Origin of the sequence: Cellvibrio zantedeschiae, from assembly GCF_014652535.1 — a bacterium.
Taxonomy (GTDB): Bacteria; Pseudomonadota; Gammaproteobacteria; order Pseudomonadales; family Cellvibrionaceae; genus Cellvibrio; species Cellvibrio zantedeschiae.
The window spans coordinates 2360934-2379207 of sequence record NZ_BMYZ01000001.1 but is presented as its reverse complement, the minus strand read 5'-3'; the positions used below and the strand labels follow the sequence as shown (position 1 = coordinate 2379207).

The 18274-nt window shown below is 40.3% G+C and carries 24 protein-coding genes; 2 read left to right on the top strand and 22 right to left on the bottom strand.

The genetic code is table 11. The annotated features are described in order from the left end of the window. Positions 1-94: 94 nt before the first annotated feature. Both IE104_RS10545 and IE104_RS10540 read right to left on the bottom strand, forming a co-directional pair. Entirely contained in the window at positions 95-631 is a 537-nt protein-coding gene (locus tag IE104_RS10545; RefSeq protein ID WP_189418090.1) for a DUF7010 family protein, read from the bottom strand. A 116-nt stretch (positions 632-747) separates the two neighbouring features. After that, entirely contained in the window at positions 748-1935 is a 1188-nt protein-coding gene (locus tag IE104_RS10540) for a hypothetical protein (protein ID WP_229837778.1), read from the bottom strand. Between the two features lie 371 nt (positions 1936-2306). On the opposite strand from IE104_RS10540, the gene IE104_RS10535 reads away from it, so the two are divergent. Next, positions 2307-3389: a DUF4097 family beta strand repeat-containing protein gene (locus IE104_RS10535; protein WP_189418089.1), complete on the top strand. Its 1083-nt coding sequence runs from the start codon at positions 2307-2309 to the stop codon at positions 3387-3389. 95 nt (positions 3390-3484) lie between these two features. Here IE104_RS10535 and IE104_RS10530 read toward each other — a convergent pair whose 3' ends face one another. From IE104_RS10530 to IE104_RS10520, 3 genes are all read right to left on the bottom strand, one after another. Then, positions 3485-3769 (bottom strand): DUF378 domain-containing protein, encoded by a 285-nt coding sequence (locus IE104_RS10530; protein WP_189418088.1) that lies wholly within the window; start codon positions 3767-3769, stop codon positions 3485-3487. A 151-nt stretch (positions 3770-3920) separates the two neighbouring features. Further along, positions 3921-4637, bottom strand: a complete 717-nt coding sequence (locus IE104_RS10525) for a DUF899 domain-containing protein (RefSeq protein WP_229837777.1) — start codon at positions 4635-4637, stop codon at positions 3921-3923. Positions 4638-4814: 177 nt separating this feature from the next. Continuing rightward, complete coding sequence (locus IE104_RS10520) at positions 4815-5183, bottom strand: nuclear transport factor 2 family protein (RefSeq protein ID WP_189418087.1); 369 nt, start codon at positions 5181-5183, stop codon at positions 4815-4817. A gap of 154 nt (positions 5184-5337) precedes the next feature. On the opposite strand from IE104_RS10520, the gene IE104_RS10515 reads away from it, so the two are divergent. After that, positions 5338-6048: a hypothetical protein gene (locus IE104_RS10515; protein ID WP_189418086.1), complete on the top strand. Its 711-nt coding sequence runs from the start codon at positions 5338-5340 to the stop codon at positions 6046-6048. Positions 6049-6110: 62 nt separating this feature from the next. Here the strand turns inward: IE104_RS10515 and IE104_RS10510 are convergent, their stop codons facing one another. From IE104_RS10510 to IE104_RS10430, 17 genes are all read right to left on the bottom strand, one after another. Beyond that, positions 6111-6476 carry a VOC family protein gene (locus IE104_RS10510; protein ID WP_189418085.1) on the bottom strand — a complete coding sequence of 122 codons (366 nt, stop codon included), beginning with the start codon at positions 6474-6476 and terminating at the stop codon, positions 6111-6113. Positions 6477-6492: 16 nt separating this feature from the next. Continuing rightward, on the bottom strand, positions 6493-6909 hold the full coding sequence (locus IE104_RS10505; protein WP_189418084.1) for a septal ring lytic transglycosylase RlpA family protein: 417 nt from the start codon (positions 6907-6909) through the stop codon (positions 6493-6495). Between the two features lie 214 nt (positions 6910-7123). Beyond that, positions 7124-7570, bottom strand: coding sequence for a hypothetical protein (locus IE104_RS10500; protein ID WP_189418083.1), 447 nt, complete (start codon positions 7568-7570; stop codon positions 7124-7126). A 212-nt stretch (positions 7571-7782) separates the two neighbouring features. Beyond that, positions 7783-8424: a hypothetical protein gene (locus IE104_RS10495; protein WP_189418082.1), complete on the bottom strand. Its 642-nt coding sequence runs from the start codon at positions 8422-8424 to the stop codon at positions 7783-7785. Positions 8425-8832: 408 nt separating this feature from the next. After that, on the bottom strand, positions 8833-9669 hold the full coding sequence (locus IE104_RS10490; RefSeq protein ID WP_189418081.1) for an alpha/beta hydrolase family protein: 837 nt from the start codon (positions 9667-9669) through the stop codon (positions 8833-8835). A 195-nt stretch (positions 9670-9864) separates the two neighbouring features. Continuing rightward, positions 9865-10140, bottom strand: a complete 276-nt coding sequence (locus IE104_RS10485) for an MmcQ/YjbR family DNA-binding protein (RefSeq protein ID WP_229837776.1) — start codon at positions 10138-10140, stop codon at positions 9865-9867. Between the two features lie 93 nt (positions 10141-10233). Further along, a complete protein-coding gene (locus IE104_RS10480) occupies positions 10234-10641 on the bottom strand; it encodes a hypothetical protein (RefSeq protein ID WP_189418080.1) in 408 nt (135 codons plus the stop codon). A 131-nt stretch (positions 10642-10772) separates the two neighbouring features. Next, on the bottom strand, positions 10773-11216 hold the full coding sequence (locus tag IE104_RS10475) for a hypothetical protein (RefSeq protein WP_189418079.1): 444 nt from the start codon (positions 11214-11216) through the stop codon (positions 10773-10775). 181 nt (positions 11217-11397) lie between these two features. After that, positions 11398-12111: a hypothetical protein gene (locus IE104_RS10470; RefSeq protein WP_189418078.1), complete on the bottom strand. Its 714-nt coding sequence runs from the start codon at positions 12109-12111 to the stop codon at positions 11398-11400. 1406 nt (positions 12112-13517) lie between these two features. Continuing rightward, complete coding sequence (locus IE104_RS10465; protein WP_189418077.1) at positions 13518-14039, bottom strand: hypothetical protein; 522 nt, start codon at positions 14037-14039, stop codon at positions 13518-13520. 77 nt (positions 14040-14116) lie between these two features. After that, a complete protein-coding gene (locus tag IE104_RS10460; RefSeq protein ID WP_189418076.1) occupies positions 14117-14593 on the bottom strand; it encodes a hypothetical protein in 477 nt (158 codons plus the stop codon). 130 nt (positions 14594-14723) lie between these two features. Then, complete coding sequence (locus IE104_RS10455; protein WP_189418075.1) at positions 14724-15302, bottom strand: hypothetical protein; 579 nt, start codon at positions 15300-15302, stop codon at positions 14724-14726. A 138-nt stretch (positions 15303-15440) separates the two neighbouring features. Further along, entirely contained in the window at positions 15441-15920 is a 480-nt protein-coding gene (locus tag IE104_RS10450) for a hypothetical protein (RefSeq protein ID WP_189418074.1), read from the bottom strand. 149 nt (positions 15921-16069) lie between these two features. Beyond that, positions 16070-16414 (bottom strand): YbbD-related protein, encoded by a 345-nt coding sequence (locus tag IE104_RS10445; protein ID WP_189418073.1) that lies wholly within the window; start codon positions 16412-16414, stop codon positions 16070-16072. Between the two features lie 87 nt (positions 16415-16501). Next, the gene (locus tag IE104_RS10440; protein WP_189418072.1) at positions 16502-16930 is read right to left on the bottom strand and encodes a hypothetical protein; all 429 of its coding nucleotides are present in this window, start codon (positions 16928-16930) and stop codon (positions 16502-16504) included. 119 nt (positions 16931-17049) lie between these two features. Beyond that, complete coding sequence (locus IE104_RS10435; RefSeq protein ID WP_189418071.1) at positions 17050-17391, bottom strand: hypothetical protein; 342 nt, start codon at positions 17389-17391, stop codon at positions 17050-17052. Positions 17392-17491: 100 nt separating this feature from the next. Further along, on the bottom strand, positions 17492-17890 hold the full coding sequence (locus tag IE104_RS10430) for a DUF6794 domain-containing protein (protein WP_189418070.1): 399 nt from the start codon (positions 17888-17890) through the stop codon (positions 17492-17494). Between the last annotated feature and the right edge of the window lie 384 nt (positions 17891-18274).

The following is an 18274-nucleotide window of genomic DNA, read 5'->3' as shown; positions in this document are numbered from 1 at the left end:
TGAGATCAAAATGACTATAAGGCGATAAAATGTAAAGGATGAATTGATAAAAGTTTACAAAGCCCGTTTGTTTGAGCGGGAAAAGTCCATGGCTTTATTTGGATGCCTTTGAGAAAACAAAGAAAGCAAAAAAAATTTCAATCAGCCCACCAACTGCTGCGCCAACAACAGGTGCGGCACCAGAAAAAAATATAAGATTTGCAGCGACAATAAGACTTGCGCCCATAATCCAAAAAATTTGTCGGCCAAAAATACTTGCAAAAATAAGGTAGCGGCTGCCAATAGTGGCCATCATTACCGGGAAAAATAATTCCTGTTTCAGAACAAACAGGCCATAAGCCATAGCGCAACAAAGGATAAGCCAAATTGTTGATGCCATTACCAGTTGATTTAACGAATTAGCTTTGCTCGTTTTGGCAGATCGCCCCAGCATTTTGGTCACAACCATGCTTATCGGATGAATCAATCCGCCGCCGATGAGCAAAGTCCAAACCGCCTCATGTACTCCAATAAAAAAGCACACAAGCGCGGCTGATATCCACACCAAACCCGATACTAAAATTCCGAGAGCGCCTTCATAATGTGCGTGACGCATTTCGTTTTGCTGTTCTTGTGATAGCGATAATTCCATAAAATCGTCCTGTCTTTTGATTATAGTTTTGCGGATTAATAATAAGGTTAGATGAGCAAGCACCTGACTATCAGATGCTTCTCTGCAAAAAACTGTAGTAAAAACGATTCAGAATATTAATCAGCGCGTGTGCTGAAATGCAACTTAGGTGCCTGGCTGCCATCGCCGTGTTCAGAATCGTAAAACGAAACTTCCAATGCGCCAAGTGGTTGCAATAACAGTCCATGCGTAGTGCCATCGATTATGCGCTGCATAACCGGGCGTGGAATAGTAACCAATGTTTTACCACCGGCTTGCGCGACATCTGTATCAAAAATCATTTGGCCATTAATGGTAGATTGCAAATCTTTCCCTTGCGTAAAGCTCGCAAAGGTCACGCTGTTTTGTTGCCAATTTGTATCGCCACCCAAAATTTCAAACACGCGTACTTTATCAAATTCAATACCAAAATCTTCTCCCAGAGCGCCAATATAATCACCACCTTTTTGTACTGATTGTGTAGTGAGTTCTAATACCCCAGCCCCCTTAGCTTTTTTACCGCTATAGTTTTGAAGATCCCAGCGCAACAAAGGATATTGGCCCGCACTCACCGTTAACACCCGTGCGTCGTCAGATTTCCAATTGTTGAAATTAACTAAAGGAAACGCAGAGTTTATTGTTGCATCGTGTTTTACTTTTACATGTTGTTTAAAAGTATCGAGTGCAGGAATCGGCGGATGATAAACAAGCGGCTCACCCACATCCGGCTTTGCATTTTTCACCTTAACGACTTCGGCGCGATAATAATCAACATCTAAATAATGTTCGCCCAAACCCCAATCGGTTACGCTAAGTTGCACATTTACTTGATCACCCGGCACTGCATCAAAGTTGCGTGTCGTCATGCTAATCACTTGCCAATCCGGTTTTAATCCAAGGTCATACTCGCGCAAGTGTTCATGAAAATCAGTAGTGCGTTGCGTGTTAATCATAAAGTTAACACGGCGTGGCGAAGCGCTTGGACGAACGCGCGCTTCTACACGTAATTCATAATCGGGGCTTTTCAGCTTTTCCATGTCCAGCGATTTGGAAACGTCGCGCTTGATAATTGTCCAATAAATATTGTGTTGGTCTTTAGTTGCATCCACTTGCATACGCGCAAAGCCATCCATAGGTAAAAATTTCAGCTTCGCGTCGCCATCACCCGTAAAGGTTTGCCAGCCTTCTACCGAGTTATTATTAAAGTCGTCAAAAAAATCGGCGTGGGAGAGTGGTGAAGAAAGTAATAGCCCACCTAAGAGTACGGTTTTTATATTTCGCATCATGGATACCTCTTGAGTTAGAGGCAGGGAGCTTAAACGGGGATTAATTAAAATTCCACTGATGCGGCCTGCAAGTTACGGATGCTAATATTTCTTTACATTTAAAAACGTTTGTTCACTGGGTAAGTCCCTGAAAGTATTAGCGAAGTTGGTTCCGCTATACAAGCTTGTCTTGATCCGCCTAAATATTTTTAATCTTAAGTGAATCCAATTCTTTACTTATGCTTTCTAAGCCTTGGTATGACCAAAAAAATAATACGAGCGAAGTAGGAATTGCAGCCGTTTTTGACTGAAAGGTGATGTTCTTGCTTCACCGACCCTGCTGCTGATAAAGCTTATTTGGATAGTTAACCAAATTAAATTAGGTGATCAATATGAAATCAATAGGTAAATGTGCAACGGGTTTGCTTTCGTTAGTTTTGTCGGCGGGTTGTTTTGCGGATTCAAACAATTTCGTAGTGGATAAAGAATACAGTTTGAATCGTATTTCAGCGTTGGAGATGGCGTTTGATCATGCCGATATCCAAATTTCCGAACAGCAAGCAGACGGCATTAAAATAAGATTTTCTCAAAAGTTAATCTGGGGTAGCAAAGAGAATTGTTTGCATACATTAGAGAGCGATTCTTCGGGTGCTTCAACCTTGAAGATTTACAACCAGTCAAATCAAAGTGATTGGAATTTGTTGAGTAGCTGCAAGGTAAATCGATCAATTCAGGTTATTCTGAACCTAAAAAGCCTGGAAGGTTTAAAAGTAAAAGTGGATCATGGAAATGTTGATCTGGGTGATGTAAAAACGAAATCTTTTTATTTGACAATCGACCATGGCGACCTGGTTAGCAAAAAAATCATCGGTCAAAAGATTTCATTGCAATATGACCACGGAGATTTTAGATCAAACGAATTGAATGCTCCGCTAATTAAAATAAATGGTGACCATGGGGATTTGGCGGTTGATGAAATAACAAGCGAGAATTTGACAATCGATGGTTCTCACGGAAACCTGATTATTAATAAGGCTAAGGTTGCCACAGCAGATCTAAATCAAGCTCACGTCGATTCAACCTTTAATGAATGGCATGGAAAAACGCTATCAAGTCGCGATGATCATGGAAATTTAAATTTCAATCGAGTTAGTCTTGAATCGGTCAGTCTGGTAAATGACCACGGAGATGTCCTCTTAAATGGAAGTGTGCGCCAGGTTCTTGTAAAAGATGCTCATGGAGATATAAATGTGAGTCTGACGAATAGCGAATTTTCTCTAATAGAAGCTAAAAATGATCACGGAAAAATATCATTGCGCATTCCGGCGAAAAGCGTATGTGAATTAAAGTTAAGTGATGAGCAAACGCTGAGCGGGAATCTTTTAAAGAGCAATGGCGAATGTGCTCGAAATGCCAATACCCAAGTCGTTAAACTGCATTCATCGAAAGGAAATGTTTCTGTAATCGGGTTTTAAAATCTGATTAATCTAAATCTCTGTTTCGGGTATGCAATGAAAATATAGGTGGAGAAAATGCCACCTATATTTTTCATAAAGCCTGTACGACTCGTTTATGAATAGCTTCGGGTTGCCATTTTTGTTGCGGTAAAAATCGTGTAGAGGGCTGATAAGCCGACCAACACATAAACGGCACGGGAGAGGGCGCTCATACTGCCAAACAACTGCGCAACAAAGTCGAAGTTGAGTAAGCCTACTAATCCCCAATTTACACCACCGACAATTAACAATATCATGGCAATCCAATCTGCTACCGATAGCGTTTTTGCATGTAAGTTCTCTTCGCGTCTATCAATCGTCTGGCGTCGTTCAACACCGTAAGGGCTAGTTGTGGCCATAGGTACCTCCAATAAAGCGATTGTGTCCTTAGGTTTGATTTCCCTTGGTCCAACATTTATGTGGACTACTGATGCAGACGCAATAGTTAATCGTTTAGTTCCCACTTAAAACGCAAGCCCAACATAGAAACTTTTCTAACGGCGCATAAACCTAATTAGAATCGCAGCAATTAGTTTGCATTTTGTTTTCATAGTCATCATGTAATTTCCACCATTGGTAAGGTGCAGTTTGCGGCCAACCTGAAGGCGATACTTCCCATTTTTCCTGTCGCCCCAAAGGGGTTAAATCAAGAAAAGTCCAAACGTTTCCCAAATGCTCTACACCGCGACCCGTAGTAAAGTAGGTGTGATAAATATTTTCGGAATCTTGTAAAAAAATATTCAAACCGAAGCCGTCAGTTACCATGAAATCAGCGTTGAAATCGTCGCTGTTGGAGTGCCAGGGAATATCCCAACCCATACGCTTTTTAAAAGGCACTATTTCATCAATGGGGGCGCGCGAAACTAATGCAAAAGTAGTATCGCGAGCATTCAAGTGCGCCAGGTGGCTAACCATGTCCGTAAACATGCAACAACCGGGGCAAGGCGATTTATCCGCAGGTTTTAACATGTGGTGATACACAATTAGTTGTCGGCGGCCCTCAAACAAATCAAGTAAGCCAAGCTCACTATCTTCATTATTGAACTTATATTTTTTGGTTACCTGCACCATCGGCTGGCGTCTACGCTCAGCAGCCAGGGCATCGCCTGCACGCGTATGGGCTTTTTCTTTTGCTAATAATGCCTCGTGGCTTTTTAGCCATTTGGCTTGGGTGACGATGGGTGGCAGCGCGTTCAAAGGAGTAGGGTTCTTCGGAATATTTGACATGGGAAACTTCCTGGCGAGTCTGGTTTTCTTTGACGTTTGGTGTAATGAGATTTGCGCCTCATGCAGCATTAATCATGCTTACACAACTAGTCGAATGGAAAATCCATTAATCGACATTTACTGAACAAACTAGTGAAAATTTGGCGGTTAAATGCTAAAAGCGGCTTATTGCAATAATTAATTCTCCAGGAAGCCATGGTCAGGCGCCTTATGAGGTAATGACCAACCAAAATAAACTTCAACTTCAATGATTTTTTCCCCGCGCAGGGTGAAAACTTCGGTGTTTCTAAAAACTTCGCCGCCGGTGCTTTTGCCTTCATAGGTCACAAAAACTTTATCTTCATGAGGCGCAAGAGTGATAAATTTGAATTCCGTAATATGCTCGCTGTTGGGCCAGCAGCGCTCAAAGTAAGTTTTTCGATCAATGCGATTATCCAGCGGACTCGTAAAGCTAAACTCATCGTTAATAAGCAATTCGATAGCGGCTCGATCTTTTCGTACATAGGCGTCGAAACACGCTTTGGTAATAGTTATTGAATCTTTCATAGGCTTCGCCCCGTTTAAACCACGAGTAACGCAGCAGTTGAGCCTAACCAAACTTAATCTATATCGCTGTTCGCGAACACACGCAATTTATAGCGCGCAAGCTTTGGCTTTGGGATAAGATTCACATCCAGCTCCCGATGCTTGAGTGGAATATATGAATATTTTACTGCCACCTGCCGGATTATTATTTTGGGTTTGCTTTTGCGTCACACTTGCAGTACTGGGTGCTGCGAGTTGGCGCGCCGCCTGGTCGCAATTATTGGCATTACCAACTCGCCAACACGCGTTATTTGCAGCAATACTTGGATTGGCAATTTTTTGGTTAATGCAAGCACATGTGCAAGACACCATGGCGTTTCACGTCATGCTAATGACTGTTACTACCATGGTATTCGGTTGGGGGCTCGCCATACTAATTGGCGCTGCAGCCCTGGTAGTGTTAAAAATATTTCAAATAAGTTTATACGGCACTTCCGTTGGTCTAGTCACTACACTCTCTCAAATTCATCCCAGTACCATACCGGTTGATTTTTGTTTAAGCGTTGTTGTTCCCGTTGGCTGGACGTGCTGCGTAATTTGGTGTGTTAATCATTGGAAATTCAAAAATCCTTTTACCTACTTTTTGGGTGTCGGTTTTTTTGGCGCTATCGCCAGCTGCGTCCTTACTGACATTAGCGCCTACTTATTATTTGCGGTTACATCAGATGAAATTTATTTCGATGTTATCAAAGAGCATTTTTTCTCTTTCTTACTCTTGGCTTTTCCCGAAGGTTTTATCAACGGCACCATTGCAACCGCTTTAACGGTCTTTTGGCCAGATCTTGTAAAGACTTATCGCGATGACTGGTTTTTAAAAGAAAAATAAAGAATCTCAAGTTCAATGATTTCTAAATACCCTCTTATAAATGCCTGGTCTAAATATCTTCCCTAAATGCCTTCCCGAATATGCCATAACACCCCAGAGGGATCTGTTATTTGCATCATGCGGCCCCCTTCCTGATCATGGGGTGAGGAAAGCACTCTTGCAGTGTCACCGAATCGTTCCTTAATATTAAGAGAATTAATCTTGGACCACCATGATTCTATGTCATCAACATACAAGCAAAGCATGACATTGTTTGCCCATTCCTCAACGTAATAATTTTGCAGCCAAAAGCCATTTCCTTCCATCCCTAAGCGAATAGCATTTTCTATGGCTACAACTTTTGTGAAACCTAAGTCGGTATAAAAGCGTAGTGATAATTCAAAATCTTTAGCGGGCACAAATGGGGTTATGCAATTAATTTTTGACATTTACTATATCTCGTGGTCATTCAATAACTTCAATTTTAATTTCAATTACACCGGACGATGTATCAGCGATACTTTTAAATGCAGCCTTTGAAAGATCCAGTATGCGATTTTTTATAAATGGGCCGCGATCATTAATTTTCACGACAACACTTTTTCCGTTATCCACATTGGTAACCCTTACCTGTGAACCAAAAGGTAATGTTTTATGGGCTGCTGTATTCAATTGATAATCGTAGATCTCCCCGCTAGCAGTTTTCTTCGATTGATGCTCTTCGGCATAGAACGAGGCTTTACCGGTCTCCACATAAGCAGCCCGCTCCACATTGTTTGGAGTCGGAGATTGAGTAGGGGTGTGTGTAGGTTTAACGGTGCTGCAGCCCCACATTAGTGTAGAGATGAATATTACAACCAGAGCTTTAAAAACGAATCTCATTGTTATATCTCCTTATTACATGCTGAGTAGACGTAAAATGCGCCACCAATAACGACGCGTTTTCAAAGCTTACCGCTAAAAGCTTTTTTCTGGAAGTTCGTGTTCTTTATTTAAAATGTTGTGGTGGTTTTACACAGTAGTTAAGAGCTTTCTCCATGTAAATAAACACTTCGGCCAAGCGCGGACATTATTGTTGAAAAACTCGGAGGAATTGTTACTTAAACGTATGCCAAATAATGGAAATTACGAATACAACTGCGCAAAAATACCAAACATAATGGTCGTAAGAGTTGATGTTTTTGCTCTCATTTATGGACGAAAGTTGCTCCTGTGGCTTTATCATATTGCCATCCAAATCATAGAATTCCTGATCATCTCCTTGGACTCTAGCCTTAAGAATCGCGGCGATTTTTACAACTTTTTCTATAACATCATCGGGTGGATTCTTTGTATAAATATTTCCTAACCGCGGGTTAAACCATAGCGGCCAACTTTCTGCATCCCTAACATACACATAATAATCCTCATGTGGGTTGTCTGGGTCAGGGGTAACATCAGGATCGGCTTCTACATAAGCTTTCCACTCAGCTCTGGATATTAATCCTTCATCTTCTTCATCTGCCCAACATTCTTTGCGGGTAATATGTAAATCGTAACCCATATTTTCTCCTTGATCTTGACGTGGCTAAACGGAAGTTTCTTGAACATTTAAATTGCCCTAAATGTGGATTCCACCGCATTCAATTGTACAGCCCAAACTCTCAGTTTGCTCAGCGTCATCTGGATTTGGCTCAACCCGACAATAATTTTCCACACCGCCATTAAGCTGGCATTCGCCAATCTTTGACTCTAATTATTAATGTTTGATCGCTTTTAAGAGCGTCGCTTAAACGAAGCTATACCTACTGCTACAATCCAATAGCCAAGTAAGCTTCCAACTAAAGCTGAATTACCCCACCCATGCGCACTATAAAATCTTGTAACATCGGTTCCGAAAAAAAGTGCTGGAACAAACAACAAATTGCAGAAAGCTACAAAATAAGCACTCCAACCAACCCAGGCTGATAATATTTTGGAGCGGTGTATAGCGTAACCAGCAAAAGCAAGCATTACTACTGTTAGTAAGCGTTTGATGGAGCCATGAATTAGTATGTTTGCATGCGCCAATGTTCCATCGGTAGTTGGATCAAGTGAGCCATCGGGAGCGCCAAATACAACACCTGCCTCATGCGCAATTGACACAAATGAAAGACCGATAAACAAGATTCCTGAGCCATATACGATTGAAGCAACCCAATCAAGGGAGGAGTCCGCTCTACGAATCAAGCTGCTAAGTCCAGATATGAAAATAATCATAAAAGCACAAAACACCAGTGAAAGGAGAGAGCGAGTGAGTACATTCCAAACTGGAGGCGGCCCTGAATAAATAAAATAAAGTGGAATTGTAACGACTACTAATAGCCCCATAAGGAGCCCAGAGATACCAATTGCTCTTTGAACCTGTAAATCACCCATTCGATATCTCCTCTTCAGTTTTTTAAAATCATAGTGCAGGTCAGCCAAGAGGTGCACCAGATAAATTGATTCTGACGTCGCTTACGATAAAGCTTACCGCTAAAACCTTTGCTCTGGAAGATGGTTTATAAACTCAATTGCTTGGGCGTCTGCGGTTGTGTTTTTGTTGTCGTGTTGACATTTGCCACTATATTTTGGAAAAAATATTTCAAGGAAATTGTTTGCTTATCAATTGTCTGAGGCTGGCTGTAAATTGCCAATTTCAGTTTGCAGCATAGAATTAAAACGAGAACCAATTAACGCATTCAATAGCGTGATTATTGGGCTGGGTTGTATCAACAACCTAACAGCCAAAGAGCGAGAGGGGCGGGTATCTAATTATCAGTTTGACGATAGATAGCATAAATTTTACTTTACTAATCGTAAAATCCAATCGCTTGCTATAGTAAAAGTTTCTTCCATATTGTTATGCCCCAAACCGGAAAACAAAACATAGTTATATTCATGTCCAGATTGCTTAATAGAATCGAGTCGTTTAATAGAAAGATCCACTGGCACGCTGCCATCATTGCCGCCAAATATCCAGAGACCCGGAATGTTCAATTTTCGCAAATTATCTGCTGGGTCAGAATCTTTACCTAAAAAATCGGGCCATACATATTTTACTTTTCTTGCGCTTAGGGCGTCGTCGTAAGTTGGTACGTTGTTTGAGTCTTTGTCAGCGTTATATTGACTAAAAATATCCTCTTCACTCACTTTGCAAACCGGTCCGCTCCATAGAACCATAAACTTTACCGCCGAGCTTTTCTCTGCCGCTATGGGCACAATCCAACCTGCTTGACTAATTCCCGTTAAACCCAAAGGCACGTTTTTTAAAGCGCTTTGCTTCGAAAGCGCTTCTACAGCCGCAACCGCATCATCCGCTAACAAGTTTATGTTTTTCTCGCTAACGCTTTGGTTGCTTTCATAATTCCCGCCTGATTTTCCAGCACCACGTTTGTCGTACACCAGCGTCGCAATTCCTTCAGCCGCAAATTTTTCTGCCCATTTTAGATTCCTGGATTGTTTGCCGGAGCCATGAACAAATACTACAGCAGCGCGTATTTCTTTTTCCTTAGGGCGCACTATGGAGCCGAAGAGTTGCGTGTTATGGCTGGTAAATTGAATTTCTTCAGTTATAAATGTGCCTGCGTGGGTAGGTGCTATGGGAATAAATAGGAGCACAGCTGTTAAAAATACTTTCATTTTGCGTCCTCAGTTATTGGGTATTAAATGATAAGACGCAGAAGCAGGGGAGTTTGGATTCAGGCGTTTTGAATAATCCTGGCGTGAAATTCTGCTAGCTTCTTAGCAATATCTTGAGTGTGCTGTATCAAGCCGCCAAAGTTTGTGTCCAGCCAAAGCGGACATTAAAAAGTTTCGTCTAGCCTGACATTTATCCTAAATACTGATTCCAAGTTCTTTTTGTTTTTTCTTCGTTAAACTTGAAGCAACTATTCGATACGAGCTCTCTAAATATTTTTGTAATTCACCGTCATTATCACGAACTGACTCATACATTTGTATCCATTTCATACCACGAGAAGCAAGGTAAGGTGCGGGTCTATATCCCGGTTCTTCTTTTAAAATTTCAAAATTGAGATTTGATGTTTTAAATGAAAATGCCGGCCCCCTTGATTTCTCCCAGCCTCCAATAGCAAACACTTTACCGCCCACTTTCCAAACATGAGATGCTCACCACTGAACAACATATGATGTTGCAGTTAGAGAGCAGCAAAATTCATTGAATTCATCATATGTCATATTCATTTATTCATCGCTGCCAATTACTTGATCCCGGTAAGAAGACCAACTCTCATGCCCGCTCTCGGGAGCTTCGCTTTTTTCAATGAAGTCACCGGAGCTGTAATCAAAGCCCTGCCAACCGTTTGACAGGCATAGCTCGACGATTAATGGGGCTACCTCTTTTCCCGCGCGCACTTGCAGCCTCACGCCTTCAGATGGATCGTTTTCGCCGAGATTGAATTCTATTGAACCGCTGTGACTATTCCATACTCCCCGCGCGGGGCCACTCCAGTTTGTTCCCTGGAATATGGACGAGATCGTTTCGCGGACTGAAGAGCGTGTACCAAGTACCTGTAACTTCTCATCGTCCGGAATATCAGCAACAGACTCAAACTGCCGGGAGAACTTCATGATTGATATATCCCAACTCATAACATTTCCTTGATTGCCTGACGTTAAACGGCAGTTTTTAAGTTGTGGTTTCGTGGGGTGCTTTTGCGCAGCTAAGTTTTCTGCGTTAGGTGTGGGGCAGGTTCATCATTGTAAATGTTTATTGGCAAGGCTCAAATCGCATCAACTGTGACTGCTTTGCAGGAAATTGAATCGATATTTAATAGCTCCACCGCCATAGGATTGTTTAGCTTAAGCACGCTTATTTCTAATTTTTTGCTGTTAGGTATTGGAGCGTACATTGGAAATTTGCTAGAAATTTTTGTAATGCGTGAATCATTTTTCTCAAGCCCGTTGGTGGCGAGCGATATTTCCGGATCATCAGAGATTAACCTAACACCAACTTGGAGAGCCACAACTTCAAATTCTAAATTATATTTCTCCCTTTTTAGAGTATAGGTTTTAGGGATTATTTTTTCTGATATGCAATCTTGACTAAGGTTTTTGCTTTCGGTGACGGCTAAATCCTTTGACGAAAGGATTAGAGATTCTGCTTTATAGAAATGGGGTGCGCACCCTGAAATTAAAATAGTCAGTATTAAGCTAAAGTATTTCATATTGAGTTCTTGGTTTTACTCTAGAGGTAAGTGCTCTAACTATACGGTCAGTCAATGCTCAGATTCGGCCATAAGCAGACATTTCGTCGCGCCAACCTTGAGCGCCTGCTAAGACTGGATTTTACCGCGGAAATCTCTTTTATTTTAAGAACAAACTTCTTCGTCAGATTGACGTTTATCGTTATAGTTTACGTTCGTCAATGATTGAGTAGCTAATTAAAGGCCCATAAAATCCATAGTTCGAACAATCTAAGCGCAGGCTGCCATTTCTCACAGTCTTTTTCACGATGTCTTCACGGGGGGGCTGACCAATCACGCCATAAGAAGAGCGCGCAAGAGTGACCTCCCACGTTTCCGTTGGTACTGCATTTTCAATGTACCATAGATAACCAGGGCTATCCGGACCACACTTTTCTTTTGTTAATACTTTATTAACCCTGAGAATATCTTTTGTATCGTCTTTTGGACTGCCGCCGAAGGTGCGAACAAGTGTAGCTTCGTAAACACCGTTATAAATTGCCATACTACTCCTACCATACCAACTTATTTCAGGTGTTCGAAGATTATGTGGTGGATTCGACCAAATTGCCGCACGCCTTAATACCTCACCCTGAACGACCTCCTCGTACAAAAATTCAATAGAAATAAGTCGCTGCCATGCAGGAGGGATCTCAAGTGTATATGAATCCACCGAGCCAACAGCAAGACGCGGAAACATTATCAGGGTATCAAGAATGAATGCATCGTTAAAATTAACTAATGCACGGATGTTGAACTTATCTATCGCACCATCACGAGGATTGGCAATTCGATTTCCCACCCAGAAATCTAATGACATCATATCGGCGCGTGTGTATGTTTCAGTTTTAAGGTCATCTGCGGTAATCAAGTTCATGTTTCAATCCTCTTTTGATAAAAATTATAAGTCGAAATATGTTTCGAGTGCAGCAGACCATTATTCCTAATAAATATTTACTTTCAGTCTCAATAAGAAATTGATTTATTTTAAAAGCAATAATTAACACTAGCGCTTAATTACCCTTGCCAATTTTGCGTGGTTGTGTTGAGTACTTGCAAACCACTAGATATTGTAGAGATCCGAAATGTCAATTATCCTACTCCGCTTAGGGGATAGTAATTCTATTCGAGCAGATAGCATATGAAGACTATTAACCTTTCCATAACTGGTCCGTCAAATAGTAAACTATTGATTCGCCACCCGGCTCGCACTATAAAATGTGGTTCGAGTGTACCGACAGGAGCGTTATAGTTAATGACTAAACCATCCGGTGGCAAATATTGAATTCGAATAAGAAACTTACCTGAAAATTTCGTTTGTATACTGGGCTGCGGCAACCATTAACATGCCAATTTAGGAGGTTTTACTGATGCACCCTAAAGTCCAAGAAGTAAAACTTTTGTAAGGATCTATAAATCTTAATACCATTAGCTATTAAGCAATTCAGTTTTTACTAGTCTTACCCTACAAAAGTAAAAAACTCAAATTACAGCTAAAACATTTTTTCATAGTCGCTTGTGACATTTATTAAAATGAGTTTTTGACAAAAGCATAACGATATAGAACGTAAAAAGTAAGCAAAGCTTTGATGCCAAGGTTTATAAACGAATTTATTACTGATTCACTGACGCTTGGTAAGCTGTGATGTTGAAAACAGTGGACATTATAAAAAACTGTGAATAAGCAATACATATAAAAGGAGGTTACCCAAAATTGCCGGTTAAATATTGCCTTATTATTTGAATATGCAAACACCCCTATTGATCCTATTAGGAAAAAGATTACAGATGTGATGTTAAATATGTAGTGGAATGAGTCCTGTTTAGCAGCAAATACGATATACAGGCCATCCAAGACAGATATAAATAGAAATACCGCAAGGATGTTCCACATCTTATTGTTTGGGTGTTTTTGATTGCTGCTGTCTTTCATATTACTAAAGAATCCAATTCTTATTTCTTTTCATGAAGATATGCAGAAATTGCTGCATACGACCATAGCCAAACTACAAGCAACACAATCTGCATGATTAAAATAAATACATTCAAGATTCCAATCATAGATTAAAACCAAGTTATCAATTGGCTACAGTGCAAATAGGATTGCGCTTACCCTACAAAATCAGAAAACGCAACTCGCAACCAAGTCATCATTATTTAACTACTCTAAAACTGAGATCAATCGGCCAAAAGCAGACATTCATGAAAGCTTAATAACCTTCATCAAGTTGTGGCCATAACAGCGCCCTTGCCATAGCCGCTTGTCAGGCTGCACTTTAAAGGTTAATTTTGCCCTTCAAAAAAATAATCACCAGTTACTAGATCCAAAAGACCAAATTGAGACGAGTCAAAAGTAACCCTTATAAAACTATGGCTCACGTTGAAATTTTGATTTTTATAAACCGCTGCAATTTCCTCCGGCACGTCTATTGATTCCAATTTTTCAATGATTGGCCGAGGTGTTCTATAAGGGCATTCTTTACTTTCTTCAAAAGGATTACGAACCCAAAGGAGCTTCCCACTTGGATCAATGGCTGCTATATGCCGACCGTCTCTTTCAACATAAAGCATAACCGAACTTCTAACATCTTTGTAGGACATGGCTTTGGGGGTTGAAGTATCCCACAGTTCATATTTAGGTCGTTTAAACTTTGTACCTCCTACGAATGCAATTGGAGGCCCGTAAAATGCTGATTTACATTCTTTACTAATTGGAATTTTAATATTTTTTTTATTCCCCAATTCAGCGGCATTAAGAGCACACGAATAAATTGATGTAAGTAAAAGGAAATATAGTTTCGTCATGACAATGCCTAACGCCGAGTTCAGCGGCGGTTTCAAGTTGTGATTTTGCGATACAGTGAGCGTAGCGAATTGCTTTGTTAGGCTTTACCTTTTCCGAGATACACTTTATGAAATATAGTTGCACCGACAACGCCATGAATGCCAAAGGTCAATATTTCCTCGAATAATTTCACCCAACCCCATATAGTTCTAGTTCCGCCTACAAAAGTTTCTCTATAAGTTCCATAGTAGTTTTCCCCAGCAGAATAACCTTCGTAGCTGGTAATACCGAAATTTAAAACGGATAAAATTATTAATGGAATAAGAAAACCTACAATGGCAATATTCAATGTTGTATTTAACCTAAAGTTTTTAAGCACAAAATAAACAGGAAGGCCGAATAATAAAATTACAGTGCATGATACAAATAATACCGATAATAAGTAGAACCCAATACCATTTGCGACACCAATAAAACCATGCCCCAAAACTAAGCTTTCAAGTGAAACAAAAAAATACCCCAACGGTAGTTGGATTAAAGTTGCGAATACAAATGCATAAATAGTTGTTTTCATGATGCCTAACGCCGAGCTAAGCGGCAGTTTTTAAGTTGTAGTTTTGTGGAATACTTTTGCGCAGCAAAACCACAAAACTGCGACTTAAAAACTGTCCAAGGAGCGAAGCGACTGGTGCTTGAGCGACTTGTTATGAACAAATCATTACTTCTTCCTGCTCAAAGATATAATCACCTAAATTATTTCTAATTACTCTATAACTAGGCGCGCAGCCGCTCCCTGATGAATGTATATAATATAAATTCTCAACCTCTATAATTTTCGTAATAAATTGATTTTCTCCAAACTGACTGTACCACTTATAAGCAATATTGAAAATTTCTGAATCCTCTTTAGCTTTTTCTGAATTGAAAAAGAATGCTAGATTTTTAGCGTAATATTTAATTGTTTCCGAATACTTACATTTTATTTCATCAGTTGGCGCCACGGGGTGCGTAGATTCCAATTCAGCAGAAAAACAATGGACTTGTGGGACAACAACAGTATTTTCGTCAATTTTTGTTGGGCTGTAGTACAAAGTAAAATTTCCGATAAATGATTCTTTGTGAATTACCTTTCTATTCTTTAGATTCGAATAATAGCTTGAGAAATTATGTATTTTCGGAGAATAAGCTGACGAGCCTTTCCATGAACTATATTCAGATACACTGTTTTTATTCGCGCAGGCACAAAGCGCAAAAGAAACCAAAGTAATTATAATTTTATTCATTGGTAGATCCTTTTCATAACGCCGAGCTAAGCGGCAGTTTTTAAGTTGCAGTTTTGTGGAATACTTTTGCGCAGCAAAACCACAAAACTGCGACTTAAAAGCTGTCCAGCACCGAAGGTGCGAAGCTTGAGCGACTTGTTATAGCCACCTTGACTTTTTAAGAATAAAGACTTCCTCGACAGGCTTCCCGTCATTGTCCCATGTATGTTTTAGAGTGAATGCTTTTGACGTATAACTTAACACTTCCCAGATACAATCTCGCTTATTAAAGCCCTCGGCCTTCTTATTTTTTAGGAAAGTTTTTAGTTCTTTCTTTGTAGGTTTAACTTCATTTGATTGTCTTTCATCATAAGCCAAGCAGATGTAATTATTGGAAACAAACCAACCATAATGAAAGTAACCAAAACCGTCGTCAGCAATAGAACAGTCTTCCGTTGTAATTGTATATGTGCCATTCAATTTGAATGCAGCGACACCATTTTCCTTGCAACCTTCGAAAGATTTATTCCATTTCCATTCACCGACTAGAGCTTTTGAAATAGCTTCATCTGATTTGGTGTCTGCAATTGCAGAAAAAGACATCATCAAAAGTAAAAACACAAGAAGAAATTTATTCACGGTTGCTCCTGAGCTATAACGCCGAGCTAAGCGGCAGTTATTAAGTTGTAGTTTTGTGGAATACTTTTGCGCAGCAAAACCACAAAACTGCGACCTAAAAAATGTCCAGCGCACGAAGTGCGCGATGCTTGAGCGACTTGTTAAATTTTTTACTTTGGAACACTTTTGTATTCAGCTTTACCGTTTTTAAAAAGGTTTAAATTGGCAACATTTTCGCCAATTTCACATGAAAAAATATAGACCTTTTCTGTTTCTTTAGAAAGCTTACAATTTTCCTTTAAAGACTCAACGTCTGTAGATTCAAAGGTAAATGATGCATTAACAATATTTGAATCCAAATTATGGCTTTCTCTAATGTTAGTTGCTGATTTAGGTAAATAGCTCGGCAACCAACCTTTCTCAAAAATACCCGAAGCTTGCATTTCTGAATAGTTATTAAAAGAGTTAGTGACTGTTTCACCGGTGCAACCAGCTAATGCTGCGATAAAAGTCACTTGAATTACGCGTAAAAGTCTTAGTTTTACTGATCGGCCAAAAGCGGACGTTGCGGCAAGCAATTAACCATAGTCGCTTGTTAGCTTCTATTTTGACATTAAATCTTTGATGGCACTTATTAATTCCTCAGCTGATTTATTCGATTCAGAGTGAGGTATTTTAAACTGCTTTTTCATGCCCTTCGAGTCTTCTAATGTCATTGTACGAAACTGCGGTGTAGCCATACGGTCCTTTGGAGTTGGTATGAATGTATATTTGCTTATTTCTTCGGATGTTGCCAAAACCCATAAGCTGTCAAAATATTGCTTGTCTATTAGAATAGTTTTCTCAAATGTTTCAGTTCCAAAACCATTCACTGAAGCCACATATTTCTTTCCGTGTTCAAATATACTAACAACCACAATCGCACCCGGCGTATCTTGTTGAGCATAGGCGATGCTACGGTCATTTCCCGCATTCACGTATGAGCTAAACAACATTAGGTTCAATAGGAAAAACAAAAGCTTTATTTTCAAAGTTATTACTCCAAATTGCATAAGCCAACGAATGTTATGGATGTCCCTTCCGCCTCTAAATGCGCTACGACAACTGTCAGTAGCGGCGCAAAGCGCCGAAGGGGTGTTTTAACACATTGTTAAATTTTTTTGATGTATCCATTTGGTTTTTCAATAATGTACTTTGAACCTTTCGGATGGCGCCACAGATAGGCCGATACTTCAACTCGCGCTCCATGTTGTAGGGATGCCCTAGAAAGGAGATCAACCGTTTTTTTACTGCACCCAGCAGGCGGATTACACGAAGTGACGAAAAATCTGATTGTCTCACCCTTGTCGATGCGCACAACAACTTCGGCCTCTCCATCCACTTCCAATGGTTCGGTATTTATTGATTCGATTTCACCGAAAAATAACGTGTTTTCATTGAACGAAGCGCACCCGCTAATAATCGCAGTTATTGCGAAAATGTAGATTTTCATTTTCAATACCTCAATAAACCGCGTTTTATTTGTTCTTCCCCTATAGCGGAGCAAAACGGAACGGAAAAATGTAACGGGAAGGCCATCTTTCTATTGTTGTTTAAATTCCATTAACAATCCGCCAAACTTCTTCCATGATTATTCCTGATGCATTATCAGGGTGTATGTCTTTTTTCCCAATTCGCTTAGCGCACGAAAGGCGAATCGGCGATTTCTTTGACCACAACCCGTAACCATTACGAATTCCCATACCCCACGAGAAATGGAACATTGCCAAATCCTCCTTTTTTGTTTCTTTCAGAGTCTTTAGGCTTTCTTCATCGAGCGTACTAGCAATTAATTCTATAGCTTCTTGGCAAGTGGAGGGCAGCGATTCACCGCTATCGACAGCTTCGGTTTCTTGAACGGATTTGGTGACTTGGTTCTGTACTTTCTGATAAGTTGCACAGCCTGAAATCGCTAACGTCAGCGTCGCAAGCGCGATAATGTTTTTAACCATGACTTCCTCTTGATGCTGTGCCCTCACAGGTCCTAATTTACTACCGTAATGGTGACAACGCGTCCTTTTTTATAAAATGAGACCTCCAATCTGCGAAATTCTTCGAGATTGGAATGGTTACTCATCAACATCGACCATTTCAGTCATGCATATCGAGAAAACTACGTCATTGGGGACAAAGCAGACAAAGCAGACAAAGCTTCTTAACGGCCTAGTAACTCTTATTTTTTATGTGTCGTCAATTACATCTAATAACAGCAGAAAGTTCCGTGAATAACTCTGGAAAAGGAAAAGGGGGGAGCTCACTCGGCACATCCTTGTGCCTCGCCCTTCGGGCAGCTTCGCTGTGCAAAAATTGCTCATTATTATTTTTTGGCAGAAAAC

Bases quoted from the DNA above. Each gene is read 5' to 3' on its own strand.
- IE104_RS10545 (WP_189418090.1), bottom strand. From the start codon at position 631: ATGGAATTATCGCTATCACAAGAACAGCAAAACGAAATGCGTCACGCA.
- IE104_RS10540 (WP_229837778.1), bottom strand. From the start codon at position 1,935: ATGATGCGAAATATAAAAACCGTACTCTTAGGTGGGCTATTACTTTCT.
- IE104_RS10535 (WP_189418089.1), top strand. From the start codon at position 2,307: ATGAAATCAATAGGTAAATGTGCAACGGGTTTGCTTTCGTTAGTTTTG.
- IE104_RS10530 (WP_189418088.1), bottom strand. From the start codon at position 3,769: ATGGCCACAACTAGCCCTTACGGTGTTGAACGACGCCAGACGATTGAT.
- IE104_RS10525 (WP_229837777.1), bottom strand. From the start codon at position 4,637: ATGTCAAATATTCCGAAGAACCCTACTCCTTTGAACGCGCTGCCACCC.
- IE104_RS10520 (WP_189418087.1), bottom strand. From the start codon at position 5,183: ATGAAAGATTCAATAACTATTACCAAAGCGTGTTTCGACGCCTATGTA.
- IE104_RS10515 (WP_189418086.1), top strand. From the start codon at position 5,338: ATGAATATTTTACTGCCACCTGCCGGATTATTATTTTGGGTTTGCTTT.
- IE104_RS10510 (WP_189418085.1), bottom strand. From the start codon at position 6,476: ATGTCAAAAATTAATTGCATAACCCCATTTGTGCCCGCTAAAGATTTT.
- IE104_RS10505 (WP_189418084.1), bottom strand. From the start codon at position 6,909: ATGAGATTCGTTTTTAAAGCTCTGGTTGTAATATTCATCTCTACACTA.
- IE104_RS10500 (WP_189418083.1), bottom strand. From the start codon at position 7,570: ATGGGTTACGATTTACATATTACCCGCAAAGAATGTTGGGCAGATGAA.
- IE104_RS10495 (WP_189418082.1), bottom strand. From the start codon at position 8,424: ATGGGTGATTTACAGGTTCAAAGAGCAATTGGTATCTCTGGGCTCCTT.
- IE104_RS10490 (WP_189418081.1), bottom strand. From the start codon at position 9,669: ATGAAAGTATTTTTAACAGCTGTGCTCCTATTTATTCCCATAGCACCT.
- IE104_RS10480 (WP_189418080.1), bottom strand. From the start codon at position 10,641: ATGAGTTGGGATATATCAATCATGAAGTTCTCCCGGCAGTTTGAGTCT.
- IE104_RS10475 (WP_189418079.1), bottom strand. From the start codon at position 11,216: ATGAAATACTTTAGCTTAATACTGACTATTTTAATTTCAGGGTGCGCA.
- IE104_RS10470 (WP_189418078.1), bottom strand. From the start codon at position 12,111: ATGAACTTGATTACCGCAGATGACCTTAAAACTGAAACATACACACGC.
- IE104_RS10465 (WP_189418077.1), bottom strand. From the start codon at position 14,039: ATGACGAAACTATATTTCCTTTTACTTACATCAATTTATTCGTGTGCT.
- IE104_RS10460 (WP_189418076.1), bottom strand. From the start codon at position 14,593: ATGAAAACAACTATTTATGCATTTGTATTCGCAACTTTAATCCAACTA.
- IE104_RS10455 (WP_189418075.1), bottom strand. From the start codon at position 15,302: ATGAATAAAATTATAATTACTTTGGTTTCTTTTGCGCTTTGTGCCTGC.
- IE104_RS10435 (WP_189418071.1), bottom strand. From the start codon at position 17,391: ATGAAAATCTACATTTTCGCAATAACTGCGATTATTAGCGGGTGCGCT.
- IE104_RS10430 (WP_189418070.1), bottom strand. From the start codon at position 17,890: ATGGTTAAAAACATTATCGCGCTTGCGACGCTGACGTTAGCGATTTCA.